This window comes from Pseudomonas cremoris, assembly GCF_014230465.1.
The window spans coordinates 140,260-153,800 of sequence record NZ_JAAXCY010000015.1; the positions used below are offsets into that span (position 1 = coordinate 140,260).

The 13,541-nt window shown below is 62.1% G+C and carries 14 protein-coding genes and 1 pseudogene; 2 read left to right on the top strand and 13 right to left on the bottom strand.

Going from position 1 to position 13,541, the window contains the following annotated elements:
* Positions 1–3: 3 nt before the first annotated feature.
* Positions 4–759, bottom strand: coding sequence for a precorrin-6A synthase (deacetylating) (gene cobF / locus HF257_RS29965; protein ID WP_185710244.1), 756 nt, complete (start codon positions 757–759; stop codon positions 4–6).
* Positions 756–1,343: a histidine phosphatase family protein gene (locus tag HF257_RS29970; protein ID WP_185710243.1), complete on the bottom strand. Its 588-nt coding sequence runs from the start codon at positions 1,341–1,343 to the stop codon at positions 756–758. The genes cobF and HF257_RS29970 overlap by 4 nt, the downstream gene beginning before the upstream one ends.
* Positions 1,344–1,434: 91 nt before the next feature.
* On the opposite strand from HF257_RS29970, the pseudogene HF257_RS29975 reads away from it, so the two are divergent.
* A pseudogene (locus HF257_RS29975) lies at positions 1,435–1,563 on the top strand (CbtA family protein); the annotation flags it as partial.
* 4 nt (positions 1,564–1,567) lie between these two features.
* Here the strand turns inward: HF257_RS29975 and HF257_RS29980 are convergent.
* Positions 1,568–2,107, bottom strand: coding sequence for a DUF4865 family protein (locus HF257_RS29980; RefSeq protein ID WP_185710242.1), 540 nt, complete (start codon positions 2,105–2,107; stop codon positions 1,568–1,570).
* Between the two features lie 93 nt (positions 2,108–2,200).
* Between HF257_RS29980 and HF257_RS29985 the strand changes: the two genes are divergently transcribed.
* Complete coding sequence (locus HF257_RS29985) at positions 2,201–3,067, top strand: LysR family transcriptional regulator (protein WP_185710241.1); 867 nt, start codon at positions 2,201–2,203, stop codon at positions 3,065–3,067.
* A gap of 62 nt (positions 3,068–3,129) precedes the next feature.
* Here the strand turns inward: HF257_RS29985 and HF257_RS29990 are convergent, their stop codons facing one another.
* Genes HF257_RS29990 through HF257_RS30035 form a run of 10 tightly spaced genes read right to left on the bottom strand, consistent with a single transcriptional unit; the run spans position 3,130 to position 13,185 of the window.
* Positions 3,130–4,107, bottom strand: coding sequence for a LysR family transcriptional regulator (locus HF257_RS29990; protein ID WP_185710240.1), 978 nt, complete (start codon positions 4,105–4,107; stop codon positions 3,130–3,132).
* Positions 4,108–4,157: 50 nt separating this feature from the next.
* Positions 4,158–5,099 (bottom strand): peptidylprolyl isomerase, encoded by a 942-nt coding sequence (locus HF257_RS29995; protein WP_185710239.1) that lies wholly within the window; start codon positions 5,097–5,099, stop codon positions 4,158–4,160.
* Positions 5,096–5,569 (bottom strand): YbjN domain-containing protein, encoded by a 474-nt coding sequence (locus HF257_RS30000; RefSeq protein ID WP_185710238.1) that lies wholly within the window; start codon positions 5,567–5,569, stop codon positions 5,096–5,098. Before HF257_RS30000 ends, HF257_RS29995 begins: the two co-directional genes overlap by 4 nt.
* 20 nt (positions 5,570–5,589) lie before the next feature.
* Complete coding sequence (locus tag HF257_RS30005) at positions 5,590–6,216, bottom strand: DNA repair protein (RefSeq protein WP_185710237.1); 627 nt, start codon at positions 6,214–6,216, stop codon at positions 5,590–5,592.
* 19 nt (positions 6,217–6,235) lie between these two features.
* Entirely contained in the window at positions 6,236–7,936 is a 1,701-nt protein-coding gene (locus HF257_RS30010; protein WP_185710236.1) for a putative porin, read from the bottom strand.
* A 43-nt stretch (positions 7,937–7,979) separates the two neighbouring features.
* Complete coding sequence (locus HF257_RS30015) at positions 7,980–8,684, bottom strand: energy transducer TonB family protein (RefSeq protein WP_185710235.1); 705 nt, start codon at positions 8,682–8,684, stop codon at positions 7,980–7,982.
* Positions 8,685–8,687: 3 nt separating this feature from the next.
* On the bottom strand, positions 8,688–9,113 hold the full coding sequence (locus HF257_RS30020; RefSeq protein WP_065905942.1) for an ExbD/TolR family protein: 426 nt from the start codon (positions 9,111–9,113) through the stop codon (positions 8,688–8,690).
* Between the two features lie 11 nt (positions 9,114–9,124).
* On the bottom strand, positions 9,125–10,924 hold the full coding sequence (locus tag HF257_RS30025) for a DUF2341 domain-containing protein (RefSeq protein WP_185710234.1): 1,800 nt from the start codon (positions 10,922–10,924) through the stop codon (positions 9,125–9,127).
* Positions 10,925–10,948: 24 nt separating this feature from the next.
* Positions 10,949–12,532, bottom strand: a complete 1,584-nt coding sequence (locus HF257_RS30030) for a ShlB/FhaC/HecB family hemolysin secretion/activation protein (protein WP_185710233.1) — start codon at positions 12,530–12,532, stop codon at positions 10,949–10,951.
* Between the two features lie 59 nt (positions 12,533–12,591).
* Positions 12,592–13,185, bottom strand: a complete 594-nt coding sequence (locus HF257_RS30035) for a transposase (RefSeq protein WP_185710316.1) — start codon at positions 13,183–13,185, stop codon at positions 12,592–12,594.
* Positions 13,186–13,541: the final 356 nt, after the last annotated feature.

Here is a 13,541-nt window from a genome sequence, read left to right on the forward strand (position 1 = left end):
ACCTCAGGGTTTGCGCAGCAGATAAGTGTCCATGATCCAGCCGTTGGCCACGCGTGCGGCCTTGCGCACTCGCTCGATTTCTTCGGCCACTTCACTGACTTTGCCGCTGATCAGGATTTCGTCTGGCGTGCCCAGGTAGGCGCCCCAGTAAATGTCCAGGTCCTGATCGGCGACGGTGCGGTAGGAGTCTTCGGCATCAAGCATCACCACCAAGGTGTCGGCATCACTTGCCTGCCCCGCGGCCAGACGGCGGCCGGTGGTGATCTCGATGGAGCGGCCGATGCGGTTCAGCGGCACTTTGTGCTGGGCCGCCAGTGCCTGCACGCTGGTGATGCCGGGGATCACTTCGAATTCAAAGGTGCAACGACCGCTGGCCAGAATCGCCTGCAGGATACGAATAGTGCTGTCGTACAGCGCAGGATCGCCCCAGGCCAGGAACGCGCCCACTTCACCGTCGGCCATTTCCTCGTTGATCATGCGCTCGAACGTGTGTTGCTTGTCGCGGTTCAGGTCCTGAACGGCGGTGGTGTAGTCGATATCGCCGCGCACGCGCTCGGGGCAATCGGCCTCGACGAAGCGATAGCCGGGCTCGGTGATGTAGGTCTCGCAGATCTCGCGACGCAGGTCGATGAGCTTGTCTTTGCTCTGGCCCTTGTCCATCAGGAAAAACACGTCAGTGCGGTTCAGCGCCTTCACGGCCTGCATCGTGATGTAGTCAGGGTTGCCGGCGCCAATGCCGATGATCAGGATGCGTTTCATGGGTTGCTCTCATTGCGGGGCGTGGATTTTGCCATGTGAGTGTCCAGACGCAAGCGCCATACGTTGTTGAAGCGCAACTCGATGGCGGACAACGGTTCGACATCGATGCGGTAGAACATCGACACCGGGAATTGCAAGACGTAGAGCATCGCCGCGCGAATCACAAAGGGATGGGTGATGGCCACGACATGGCCAGGTTGGGATTCGAGGGATTTCATCCAGTCTCCAATCCGCGCGCAGACCTGGTCCACCGACTCGCCACCGTGGGGCGCGCGGGTGCTGTCGCTTAGCCAAGCGCCCAATTCGTCGCTGTTCAACTGGCCGATATCCTGGCCCTTCCATCGCCCAAAATCAGCATCGCGCAGCCCGTCATCAATGACCGCATCACTGCCGAACACGCCCGCCGTCTGCCGCGTACGCGCTTCTGGGCCGCACAACAGGCGTCGGTTTTCCTTGTAGCGGCCAGCCAGAGACAGCGCCGCGCCCTGCCAATCCATTGCCACCGCCTCGTCATCGGGGAAATGCCCCTTTTTCTGCAAGGGTGTAACGGCATGGCAAATCAAGGTCAGACGGGTGGTTTGCATCGCAATTGCACTCTGTTTCGACGCGCAGTCAGCATAGACTCGCGAAGCTGTTTCACATGTTACAACGAACATGAAACAGGAAGCTGGTTGCGTGCGGCTATGGAAATTCCGCGTGGCATCCCTGGGCATCCAACGGGTGCTGTGGACCACCGTGGGCCTGGTGTTTGGCGCGGTGGCCAAGCGCAAATTGAGCCAGCCACGCGCACGTTTCAACGCCTGACGCGCTAGATTCCGGGACGGGCCAGATAGAACACCTGATAGCCCGTTCCGGGATGCTCAACGTCCAGCGCCTTCGCCGACAAGGTAAACCGCACCAGGCGCCAGGCTTGCACATCCAGCGCCAGGAAGACCGCGAACGTATCGCGGTTGTCCGCCACCTGCTGATTGCGTTGTTTCTCCTCGGCCAATATCCCGGCCCGATCCGCCCCTGGCTCCAGCGGCCATTCTTCCCGATACACACTCAACGCACTCTGCGCCGGCCCGCGCTGCACGTCCAACGGCAGCCAACTCTCGATATGCGGGCGACCAAAGCTGTCGAGCACTTTCTGGAAGCGCTCCCCGAGCAAAAAATCGGCGGCCTGCAGCGGGTCGGCCCACAGGTATACCGACGAATACACGTTGCCCCCGTGCTCCTGGGCGATAAACGCCTTGAACAGTAACCCTTCGGCGTGATCCCACAACGGCCCCAATTGCGCGGCACGGCGGCGGATCACGTTCATGTCGTAGTCGGATGGCAAGCGGTGTGAATACTGTTTGGCAAACATATAAAAGCTCCCGTGCAAGGTGAGGTTACAGCTTGCGCAGCAGCGATGATTTCAACAAGATATGAGCCGATATAGATGCGATAAGGATTTGATATGGCTGACGTGCTCAAGCCCCTGGATATCGACACCGTACAGGCCTTCGTCCTGGTGGCCGATTTCGCCAGTTTCACCCGCGCCGCCGACGCGCTCGATACGTCCCAGGCCGCCGTCAGCCTAAAACTCAAGCGCCTGGAAGAACGCCTGGGTTATCGCTTGCTGGAACGCACGCCGCGGCACGTGCGCCTGTCGCCTCAAGGCGAGCAATTCATCGTCGCCGCCCGCGCGCTGCTCAACGCCCACGAACGCGCCCTTGGCGACATGGGAGCCCACGCGCCCCGACGTTTGGTCATCGGTATCAGCGACTATGTGGCCGGGCCGGACCTGCCGCTGTGGCTCAGCCGCCTTGCCGCCTATGACCCACTGGTGATTCTTGAAGTGCGCATCGCCTCCTCCCGCGACCTGGTAGCCGCCTTCGACCGCAATGAGCTGAACGCCGTGATCGTGCGCAACGAAGGCGACCGGCAGGATGGCGAAGTGTTGGCGGTGGAGCGCTTTGGCTGGTTCGCATCGCCGACCTGGCAACACACGCCGGGCATGCCGCTGCGCATGGCGACCATGGCGGCGCCCTGTGGGGTCCGGCATTTGGCGACACGCGTGTTGGATGAGGCGCGTATCGACTGGACCGAAGTGTTTGTCGGCGGCGGCGTGATGGCCGTCGGGGCAGCCGTCAGCGCCGGCCTCGGGGTCGCCGCCCTCGCCCATCGCGTGGCCCCGGCCGGTGCAGTGGACGTGAGCGAGCAACACGGCTTGCCGCCCCTGCCGGTGAGTGAGGTGGTGCTCTACAGCCGCATTAGCGATGCGCGCTCGCGGGAGACTCTGCGCGCGTTGAGTGCAACGTTTCGAGGTGTGCTGCAACGCTGAGCCAGATGTGGTTTTTGGATATACCCGCATTCCCCCTGTGGGAGCGTGATCGACAAACCTACTCAATCAAACCACTCCCGCCGCCCCTCAAACGTGCTGACGATCAACTCCACAATCATCTGCACCGCCTCGGCATGTTGCACCTGGGCATTCACGGCCAGCCACACCTGGCGCTGCATACCCTCGGCCAGCAACCCCGGCAACGCCACCAGGCCACGGTCGAAGTTGCTCATGTAGTGCGGCAGCAAACCGATGCAGGCGCCGCAACGGATCATTTCCAGCATCAACGAATAGGCATGCACCTGCACCACCGCGGCCAAACGTTGCTGTACCACCTGGTTCCACGGTTGCAAGGCACCGACCTGGGCATCCGGCTGCCATTGCACCAGCATGTAGTCATCCAGGTCTTCGACGCTGTCCGGGCGTGTGATCAGGCGTGAGTAGCGCTTGGCGATATGCGGCAGATACTCCAAGCGTGCCAAGGAACGGGGCGGCTCGGTGGCAAAGCTTGGGCCGGGTACCGGGCCGTCGTTGTCCGATAGCCACAGCACCACATCGACGTCCACCGCTTGCAGGGACAAATGGCTGTCGAGGGAGATGATCTCCAGCCGCACACTGGCGTTGCGCCGCAGCAAAGCGATCAAGTCGCGACCCAGAATGTCATGCAGGATCGGCTCCGCCACCGCCAGGCGAATCAGCGGCTGCTCCACCACCGGCAAGCGCCGTTCATGGGCCAGGGCGATCAGTTGCGCCTGCAATTGCAGGCCATCACGACTGAGCACCAGGCCGTTGCCCTGGTAGGTGAACAGCGAATGGCGCAGGTGTTCTTCCAACTGCGCCAGGCGCTTGCGCAACAGCGTCGCCTTGATATTCAAACTGCGCGCCGCCTGCATGAAACAACCACAGCGTGCGCTCACCAGAAAGTAGCGCGCCACGTCCGGGTCGATCTCGTGGGCCAGGGCCAACCAGGTGTTGCGCGACTCGGCTGGCGCCCGATACGCGGCGGGCCCGTGGGGGGCAGACGGTTCTAGAAATGCCATGGGAGACTCCCTGTCTTGTGGTCTGTGCATCCAATGCGGGTTGATGCGTGTTACTCCAGCACCTTGTTCAACTCGGCACCGTCGATGCTCAAGGTTGCGGTGTTGAGCATGCCTTCCAGATAGGCCTTGGCAATCTGCTCTTGCCGCTGGGCACGCAAGGCCTGCGTCAGTCGTTCGCGCAGCTCATCAAGGGTGGCAGTGCGCGCCGGTTGCTGGCCGGTCAGCTTCAGCACATGGAACCCGGCAGCGCTTTGCACCACGTCCGACACTGCACCGACTTTCAAGCGCGATACCGCCCCGCGCACCTCCGGCACCAATTGCTGCAAGGGCTGCATACCCGAATCCCCACCCCGTGCGGCGGTTTCCGGGTCTTGGGAAAACTGCGTGGCCAAGGCTGCGAATTCACCCGGCGCGGCCTGTGCCTTGCGGCTCAATTCCTGGGCCTGGCGGCGCACGCTGTCGACGCTTTGCGGGTCGCTCACCCCAAGGAAAATCTGGCTTACCCGGTACAACGGCGGCGTTACCCACTGGGCCTTGCCGCTGTCATAGGCTTGCTGCAGTTCGGCTGCACTGGGGTAGTCTGCCGGCACCTGGCTGACCGACAGCATGTAGTCGCGAAACACGATCTGCTCGGCGGCGGCGCGGGTCTGTTGCTCCACTTCCGGGCGTTGGCGCCAGCCCTGGGCGTCGGCCTGCTCCAGCACGGCCTTTTGCGCCAAGCGTGAACGAATCCAGGTTTCCAGTGCGCCACGGTTGCCGCGCAACTGCTCGCGGGACTCGGCTGGCAGGCTGGCCAGCACGGTTTTCAGTTCCGGCAGGTCGATCTGCTGGTTGCCCAGGCGCGCAACGGCCGGCCTGGTCGATTGAGGGTTGGTCACTGGCGCCGGCTGTTGCGCCGCCACCGGGTCGCTGCCCGGTCGCAGGCTCAGGCCCACCGCCACCACCAGCAAGGCCAGCGCACCCGCGCCGACCATCAGGGTTGGTTTTTTCACAGTACAGGTGCCTCTTCGCCAACCGGCTCAACCGCTGCCTGGGCTTGCAACTGCGCAGCTTGCTGGCTGTATTCACGCAGGTAGACGATGAATTCCTGCAACAGTCGATCCCACAGTTCCAACTGGCTGCGCAGGTGCGTGGCGCCGACACCAGCCACCACCACATCCATCTCCATCAGCAGGAACTCGCCCTGCACCGACAAGCGCGCAAAACGGCGTGAGGCATTCCACACCTGGGCCAGGCCTTCGGGCAATTCACCCTGGATACGCAGCGCGCAGCTGTAAGTGAAGTCCACATAGTTGCCCTGCTCTGCCGCCGGGTTGCCGAAACGCACGGCGAAACCGATGCCTTGGCTGGCGCTGAGCAATTGCACGATGCCGTTCTGTTCGGTCTGGTTGACGCGGTAGCCGGCCTCTTGAAGCAGTTCAGTCAGGCTCTGGGTGGTCACGCTGGTGATCAATTCGCTCATGGTGATCTCTTCCTTGTCTATCAGTGATTGGCAGTTGCCTGGGGCGCATCAAAACGGCTCTTGTACAGATCGTCGCCAAAGCCCTGGGCGAGTTCTTCGAACTTGACCCGGGCGCCGCTGGCGAAGGGTTGGCGAATGCTCATCACCTCGGCCACGTCGATCTTTTCGTAGGCCGCCAGCAGTTGCTGCGCTACGCCGTACATCTGTTGATTCTTGACTGAACATTGCTGCACTTGTGTGTCACGTTCGCTCAACTGGGCCTGCAAGCGGGCACGCTCGGCTTCCTTGCCCTTGGCCAGTACCAGCAACTCGTCATAAGCCTTCTTGAACTTGCCGATCTGCTCGTTGCTTGCCGCCACCTGGGCTTGCGCCTGGCTGTGCAGGCTCTGTTGCTGGCCGGCCATTTGCTCGGCCACGCCACGGGTCTTTTCCAGCTCGGCGGTCAGTTGCTTGATTTGCGCCTGGGCCTGTTTAGCCTGGGTTTCGGCAGCGATGCGCGCGGCACTCGCCTGGGCCTGTTCGCTTTGCAACGCCTGCAACTGCTGGGTGGTGCTGCGCAGTTGGGTACGCAGACGCTCTTCCATGCCTTCGGCACTGGCGCCGGTGGCGACGAACAACAACAGCAGCCCGCAGATTCGCGTGTTCATGTGGCATCTCCTGTGCGCATCAGAAGCGCGTGTTGAGTTCCAGTTGCATCACATCCACTTCAAACGGCTGGCCGTACACTTCCGACGCACTCAACCAACGCGCACTGGCGTAGATGTTCTTGTCGATGCCGTAGTTGCCGCCGATGAAATAACCCTTGGCGTTGGTACCGCCCAAGTGAAACGAGGAGTCGTTGAAGCCGTCGGGCAAGGCGTCGGGTTGGATGTACTTGTAGCCGGCCAACACGTTCCAGTCGCCGCGCTTGCGCATCTCCAGCGCACTGCCGAGGGTGAACGAAACCATCAGTGCATTGCCGCCACTTTCAAACTGGCCGCTGCTGTTGATGTTGGTGACGATCTCGCCCTGGCTGCGCCGCAGCATCTCGCCCTTGTCGTAGGCCAGGTTGCGGATGTAGTTACCCTGGCTGCGCAGCTTGAAGTCACCCGGCAACTCGCTGTCCCAAACCGCGTTGAGGTCCAGCACATTGAACTTGGAGGCCAGGCCCACGTATTGCGGCAGCGGGGTTTTTGCAGGGTCCGTCGGGTCCAGTGGGATATCGCGCAGCAGGAACACGGTGTTGCCCTTCTGCATAAAGGCCACCCGCGTGCCGTCGGTGTCGCACCCGGCGGCGCCGGCCCACGGTTTGCAAGGGCTGGAGCGTTGGCCTTCGATGTCCTTGAACTGGTAGTAGGCACCGGCGAGCTTGAGGCTGTTGCTGCGGTTGATCTTCCAGTCGGCGCCAATTTGCCCACCGAACAGCCATTTGGTCTCGCTGTCTTCCTTGTCGATGCCGTTGGTGCTGGCAGCGTCAGAGGTGTACTCCACCGGGAACGCGCCCAAGGTCCCGAACAGGCCCCACTCGTTGCTGAGCTTGTGGTTGAAGATCGCGGCCACACCATCGAAGTTGAGGTCGTTGGAATACATCATGTCGGTGGAATAGAACGGGTTGCCGATACGCCCGGCGGTCAGGGTCATGTAGTCGGTGGTTTTCCAGGTCAGGTAGCCCTGGTCCAGCCAGATATCTTTTTTGCCAAAACCGCCGCCCAACGTCTGGGTAGTGGACACCGGGTTGTTGTCGGAGCCGGTCCCCAGGCGAATGCCAGCGGTCCATTCCGGCGAAATCACGGCCTTCATGCCCAGGCGGGCACGCAGGCGGAACAGGTTTTCCCGGTCCTCGCGGGTATTGATCATCGGCGGGAACTTGTAGTTGGAGCTTTTGTTCACGTCATACGGGCCGGTGTCATTGACCTTGGCGTAGTCGGTGATCTGGTTGCTGTTGTTGCCCGAGAAATAACGCGACTCGTCGCGCAAACGGATATCGCCATCAAAGCTGATGCGCGAGATCCAGTCCGGGAAAGTATTGGGCTGGGCCCAGTTTTCCTGCTTGGCGGTGTTCATCACTTCGGCTTTCACCTGATCGCGAATCTGGTCGCGCACCGCCTGCGGCACGTACTGCACACGCACATCGCCGGGTGCTGTCGCGGGGCCCGCAGCGACCACTGGCGCGGCATTGGCCTGGCGTGCCTGCTGGGCTTCTTTCTCGGCCTGGGCGATCAGCCCGTTGGCGGTGTCCTGGGTCAATACGCCTTGCTGCACCAACAGCCGGATCAGGTTGATGGTGACGTTTTCCGAGGGGGCGACCGGGGCAGCTGCCGCCTGGCCAACCAGGGTCGCGATGACCATGCCAACCGCCAGGGTCAGTCGATTCACGGGGGAAATCATGTGTACGCAACTCCTGTAGAAAATTGCCAAAAATAAGGTTCGATCAATCGGGGCGACGGCCCTTGAGGGACAGGCGCACCGGCATGGTTACCGAGGCCGGCACCCGCTGCGTGGCATGGGGCGCACGCAGCGCGGCCAACACCTGGGCATCGGTCTGGGCGTCGCCACTGGACTTGGCCAGCTCTGCCCGCGTGACCTGCCCCTCGGCGTTCAACCACAAGTCCGCCTGCACGGTGTAAGCCTTCTTGCGCAACTCCGGGTCTTCGCGCAGCAGGCGCTGAAACACTCCGGCCAGGTACTGCTTGTAGGTGCCAGCACCCAAGCCGCCACCACCGGAACCTGCCATGCCGCCGCCTTTGCCGGCGCCAATGTTGAAACCGTCGTTGCCAGACTGCGCATCGCCATCGATCTGCATCGGGTTGGCCAAGTCATCGGCGGGTGAAGGCGGCGCTTCTTCGGCCGGCTTGACCTCTTCCGGCTCTGGCGTAGGCACCGGCTCCGGGACTTTCTCCTCGACCTGGGGCTCGGGCTCCTTGGGTTTTTCCGGTGGGGGCGGCGGCGGGGGCGGCAACGGAATAATCGTCGGCACCTTCGGCGCTTCGCGGCGTACACCACTCATGTCATTGGCCCACTGCCACAAGAACCAGGCCGCCACAGCGCCCAGCAAAAGGCCTGCGCCCCACTTCAACGGGCGCAACGGCGGCTTGTTCTTCACCGGCAACGGCGTGATCGGGATCTGTGCGGTCATGGCTCAGCCCTGGCTCGGTTTGCCGGTGACCAGCCCGACCTGGGACAGCTCCAGCCGTCGCAGCAAATCGAGCACTTCGATCACCTTCTGGTACTGCACCAACGCGTCACCGCGCACGATCACCGGGAAGTCCGGGTTCAGCGCTTTCTCGATACGCAGGCGCTCTTCCAGCTCGCCGAGGGTGACCGGGTAGGCATCCAGGAACACCTGGCCGCCATCGTTGACGGAGATGGCCTTGGTCTTGGCCTCCGACAGCGACACCGAGGCACTGGCCTTGGGCAGATGAATCTGAATGCCCGACACCTGGGCAGTAGCGGTGAGGATGAACATCACCAGCACCACCATCAGCACGTCCACCAGGGGCGTGATGTTGATGCTGTCGACGGCGGCATCATCGTCATCGTCGTGGGAGGCATTTACGGAAGCCATGCTGATTCTCCTCAGGCCGGAACGGCAGCGTGATGCTCGCGACGGTGCGCCGCTTCACTGGACTGGCTCTCGCCGTGCATCTCCGCCAGGCGGGTGATGAACTCGTCGACGAACACCCGCATGTCGGCGCTGACTTCCTTGTTGCGCGTGATCAGGCGGTTGTAGCCAAACAGCGCGGGAATCGCGACGAACAGGCCCATGGCCGTGGCCAGCAAGGCCGCCGCCATACCCGGGGCAATCGCGTTGATGTTCACGTCACCGGCCATGGCCGTGCCGAGGAACACCACCATGATCCCCAGCACCGTCCCGAGCAGGCCGATATACGGGCCGCCGGCGATGGCGTTGGACAGGGTCGAAAGCTTGGAGCTCAGTTGCTGGTTTTCACGGGTACGCACGCCGTCCATGGAGCAACGGATGGCTTCGATGGTCGCAGCCGAGACCGACGAGGTGTCGGCACCTTGGGCGCGACGGGTGCGGATCTCCTTGACCGCCACCAGGTACAGCCGCCACAGCGAAGAGTGGGTCAGGCGCTCACTCAGTTGAGCGTCATCGGCATACATTTCCAGGCGGGTGCCGATCTGCGCGAAGTGCTCGCGAAATACCTCGTTGGCACTGCTCACACGGCTGACCTGGCGGTTCTTGCGCAGCATGATGACCCACGACTGGAACATCATCGCCACCAGCACCAGGATGATCACCCAGGCATCCACCGGCACGGCGTTGAGCAAGAAGCCCAGGCTGCCGAAACCGAAGCCCGACTGCTCTTCATCCACACCGTAGGCCACCAGTTTCGACTCGGCGCCCTGTGCGCTGGCGTCGGCCAGCAGCAGCGTGGCCGGGCGTGCCACTTTGGACAGGCGCAGCTCATCGATGGCCCCGGCGAATGGCTGATGCGTGCTGCCCGCGTCGGGCAGGTCCGCACCCAGCGCCAGTTGAGTATTGAATGCCGGCATCGCCACAGCGAGGTTGGCGGTTTCACGACCATTCACATACAGCGTGACTTTTTCACCCTCGGCGGTGAACGCCAGGTGCTGCCATTGGCCGGGGTTCAGCGGTTGGCTCGACACGGCGCGCTGGCCGTCGATTTCCACAAATGGCGTGCCCTGGTTCAGCCCCAACAGCAGGCTGTGGGGGCCGTCGCGACGGGCCAATACCACTTGCTCGCCACTGGCCTGGTCCAGACGCAGCCAGGCGCTAAAAGTGAATGCACCAGCGGCGGCGTGTTGCAGCGATGGGCTGGCCGGCAACATCAGCGGTTGGCCGCTGAACTGCAGGGCGCGACCGATCACACCGTCGATGCTTGCGCCGGTGGCGTTGAGCGCGGTGTTGGCATAGGCCGTGGTGTCCCGTGGCGGCGTGCCGTTGGCACCGTCAAAGTGATAAAGCGCGGTGTAGCTCGGGTCGAACGTCAACTGGCCGTTACCGGTGGCCGGGGCCTTCTGGTTGCCGTAGTACATCCACAGCTCTTGGCGTTGGCCACCTTCGACCTTGGGCACATCCACCCAGATCAACGCCATGCCCATCAACGGGTCGAAGCTTTCGATCTGGTGGTTGAACACGGTCTTGTCATCAGCGCTGACAAAGCGCAAATCAGCGCCGTCGTCTTTCACGCCATCAAAGGTGAAGTTGCCGGTGTGCAGGCGCACCAGCAGCGCGGTGCGGCCCAGGGCCTGGTTGATCGCGGCGCCTTGGGCGGTGGTGTCCACGGTGATCTGCTTGCGGTAATGCCAGTCGTCCTGCCACCAGGCATGGGCGGTGGCCGGGAGCGCGAAGCCCAGGCAGATCAACAGGCTCAGGAATAGGCGTTGCATGGGTGAAATCTCCGAAAGAAAAAGTCAGAAAGTCGCCTGCACACTGAAGTGCAGTCGCGAGTCCTGTTTCTGGGTGTTCGGTCCATCGAGCAGCGGGTAGCCCCAATCCAGGCTGCCGGACAACCATTTGCTCAAACTGGCGCGGGTGCCGAGGCCGACACTGGCCAGGCTGTATTCGTCTTCTTGCTCAGGCAGTGGGTCGTGCAGACGCAGGCGCGCACCTTCGGCGAACGCATAAAAGCGCCACTCCTTCACGTAACTGCCCATGTACTTGGCCAGCGACGGCGTACGCAGTTCCTGGGAAAGCAAGTAGCCCTCGTCACCGGTGCGCTCCGCCGCCAGATAGCCGCGTACCGAGGTGGCGCCGCCCGCGGAATATTGCTCGTTGGACACCAGTGGCCCCGAAGCCAGCTGGAACGCTGTCTTGGTTGCCGACTGCCAATCATTGGCAAAGGTGTAGGTGTAATTCAGGTCGCCCTTGAGCACCGCAAAACTGGCGCTGGCCTTGTAGCGCTTGTAGTCGAACTCTTCGGCGTCGCTGCCATAGCCAAAGAAGGCACGGGTGCCTACCACCAGGTTCAGGCCCAGGCCCAACTGGGATTGCTCGGTGTAGCGATAGCCGTTGTAGCCGAGGGTGAACGGCGCGTATTTGAGAGGCACCTGGTCACTGCTGGAGCCGAATTTCATCTCTTCATCGAAGTCTTTGAAGTCGATGCCCAATGAGAACGAATTGGCCCAGGCTTCGGTGGCCGGCAGGCTGTAGATCGCCGACACGCCGTAGGAATGGCCCTTGCCCAACACGTTGCTGCCACCGAGGGTGGCGATGTTGCTGTCGGACTGGTAGCCGGAGAACTGCAAGGTCCAGCGCTCATCCAGCGGCGCACTGTAGGAGCCCGACCAGACCTTGGCGTTGTTGCTGTCCTGGGGCGCCGTGAAATAGGTCAGGGAAATGCTGTGGCCCAGTTGCCAGAGGTTGTCGTAGCCCAGGGTTGCGACCGAGCGCAGCTCTTTGGTGTCGGCACTGTAGTCGTTGTTCAGACCGAGGCTGGCGTGCCAGGGGTTCTGGTCTTCCACCTGCAAGTCCACGTCCATGGTGCCGGGGCGCTGGCCCTCACGCACAAGCGGCGTGACCTGGCGACCGGCACCGCGGTTGAGCCCGGCGAGCTGGGTTTGCACCGTGGTGAAATCCGGTACCGCGCCTTCCTTGAGCCCCGGCACTTCATCGCGAATTTCTACCGGCGAGTAATGCTTGGCACCCACCACACGCACCCGGCCAACCTTGGTTTCGCTGACTTGCAGGTAGACGATGCCGTCATCGACCTTCTGCTCCGGCAACTCGACAAACACCGACTGGTAGCCACGCGCCTGGTAGATCTTTTGCAGTGCGTCACGGGCCCCCTCGATATCATCCAAGGTCTTTTGCGGGCCGAGAAACGGGTACACCGCTTCTTCAATCGCCGCCGCATCGAGCACGGTATTGCCGCGCACGAAGTACTCATTGACGTCTACCCGGCGTGCCGCAACGGCCTCTTCCGCCAACGCGGGTTGAGCCAAGGCCCCCAGCGTCAGGCAGCACAGCACCAGCGTTGACTTGAACAGATGCTCCACACCGCCCCCTGATTCTCTAAGTTTTTGCGCCATCGCCATTTGTACGGCGTTTGGCCTGCTCAATTGTTGGTGGTCGAAAGATGGCTGTGCCGTGCCAGCCAGGTGTGCAGCAAGGCGAAGTTCAGCGAGAACTCCGGCATGTGCAGCAAGGCGCCACAAAACACTTCACCGATGATTTTCTGGATGAGTTGCACCGCACGCGGGTTGTTCAGCAGCGTGGCGATGTCGCGGGTCAGCAGGTGGGTGCTCCAGACCTTCTGGTTGAGGTCCAGGCCGACGAACCAGCGGAACAGCAGGTTGTAGTTGAGCTGTTCGTGCAGTTGCTGTTCGCTGGGTACCGAATACAGCAGTTGCAGCAGCAGGATGTGCACCAGGGTGTGCGGCGCAATCGACATGCCCGGTTCGGCCAGTAGCGCGTCGCGATGCTGGTCGATGACCTCGTCGATCTGCGGGCGCAACAACACCAGCGAATGGCCCGCGGGGATGTAGTTGGAGACTTCCTTGAGGGCGCCTTGCCAGTCTTCCTGGGAGACGATCCACACCCACGGCGCGCCGTAGCGGTACACCGAAACCGGCTTTTTGCGCGCAGCTTCGACGATCTTCGACAGGCGCTGGTCGAGCTCCTGCATGCCGACTTTCGAGTAACGTTCCATAGTTCCCATATGCCCCACTCCTGGCGTCCTGCTGACGGCTTTGGAGACGACTTTTGATCGTGTCCAGCGCGTTACATAGGGGAGACGGGGGTGGCTGGGAGCTACCGAACTTTTGTCATGAAAGCTTCATTTTTGATTGGATGGGGGGCAATTTTTTTGGGCGCTTTTGGGGGGCGTACATATCCATTGTTTGGGTAACGGCTGCCTATGGTTCCGCTCTTACAGCGGCTCACTTTTGAAGAGCGCAAAAGTAAGCAAAACGCTTCGCCCCACCACTCGGCACCTCGCCTAGGCTCGGTGTGCCCTCTCTCCGGCTTGAATCCGTGGGCCGCCGCGATGGGCCATCCCTGGCCCAG

Bases quoted from the DNA above. Each gene is read 5' to 3' on its own strand.
- HF257_RS30035 (WP_185710316.1), bottom strand. From the start codon at position 13,185: ATGGAACGTTACTCGAAAGTCGGCATGCAGGAGCTCGACCAGCGCCTG.
- HF257_RS29980 (WP_185710242.1), bottom strand. From the start codon at position 2,107: ATGTTTGCCAAACAGTATTCACACCGCTTGCCATCCGACTACGACATG.
- HF257_RS30020 (WP_065905942.1), bottom strand. From the start codon at position 9,113: ATGGCTTCCGTAAATGCCTCCCACGACGATGACGATGATGCCGCCGTC.
- HF257_RS29990 (WP_185710240.1), bottom strand. From the start codon at position 4,107: ATGGCATTTCTAGAACCGTCTGCCCCCCACGGGCCCGCCGCGTATCGG.
- HF257_RS30000 (WP_185710238.1), bottom strand. From the start codon at position 5,569: ATGAGCGAATTGATCACCAGCGTGACCACCCAGAGCCTGACTGAACTG.
- HF257_RS30015 (WP_185710235.1), bottom strand. From the start codon at position 8,684: ATGACCGCACAGATCCCGATCACGCCGTTGCCGGTGAAGAACAAGCCG.
- HF257_RS30005 (WP_185710237.1), bottom strand. From the start codon at position 6,216: ATGAACACGCGAATCTGCGGGCTGCTGTTGTTGTTCGTCGCCACCGGC.
- HF257_RS29985 (WP_185710241.1), top strand. From the start codon at position 2,201: ATGGCTGACGTGCTCAAGCCCCTGGATATCGACACCGTACAGGCCTTC.
- HF257_RS29970 (WP_185710243.1), bottom strand. From the start codon at position 1,343: ATGCAAACCACCCGTCTGACCTTGATTTGCCATGCCGTTACACCCTTG.
- HF257_RS30025 (WP_185710234.1), bottom strand. From the start codon at position 10,924: ATGCAACGCCTATTCCTGAGCCTGTTGATCTGCCTGGGCTTCGCGCTC.
- cobF (WP_185710244.1), bottom strand. From the start codon at position 759: ATGAAACGCATCCTGATCATCGGCATTGGCGCCGGCAACCCTGACTAC.
- HF257_RS30010 (WP_185710236.1), bottom strand. From the start codon at position 7,936: ATGATTTCCCCCGTGAATCGACTGACCCTGGCGGTTGGCATGGTCATC.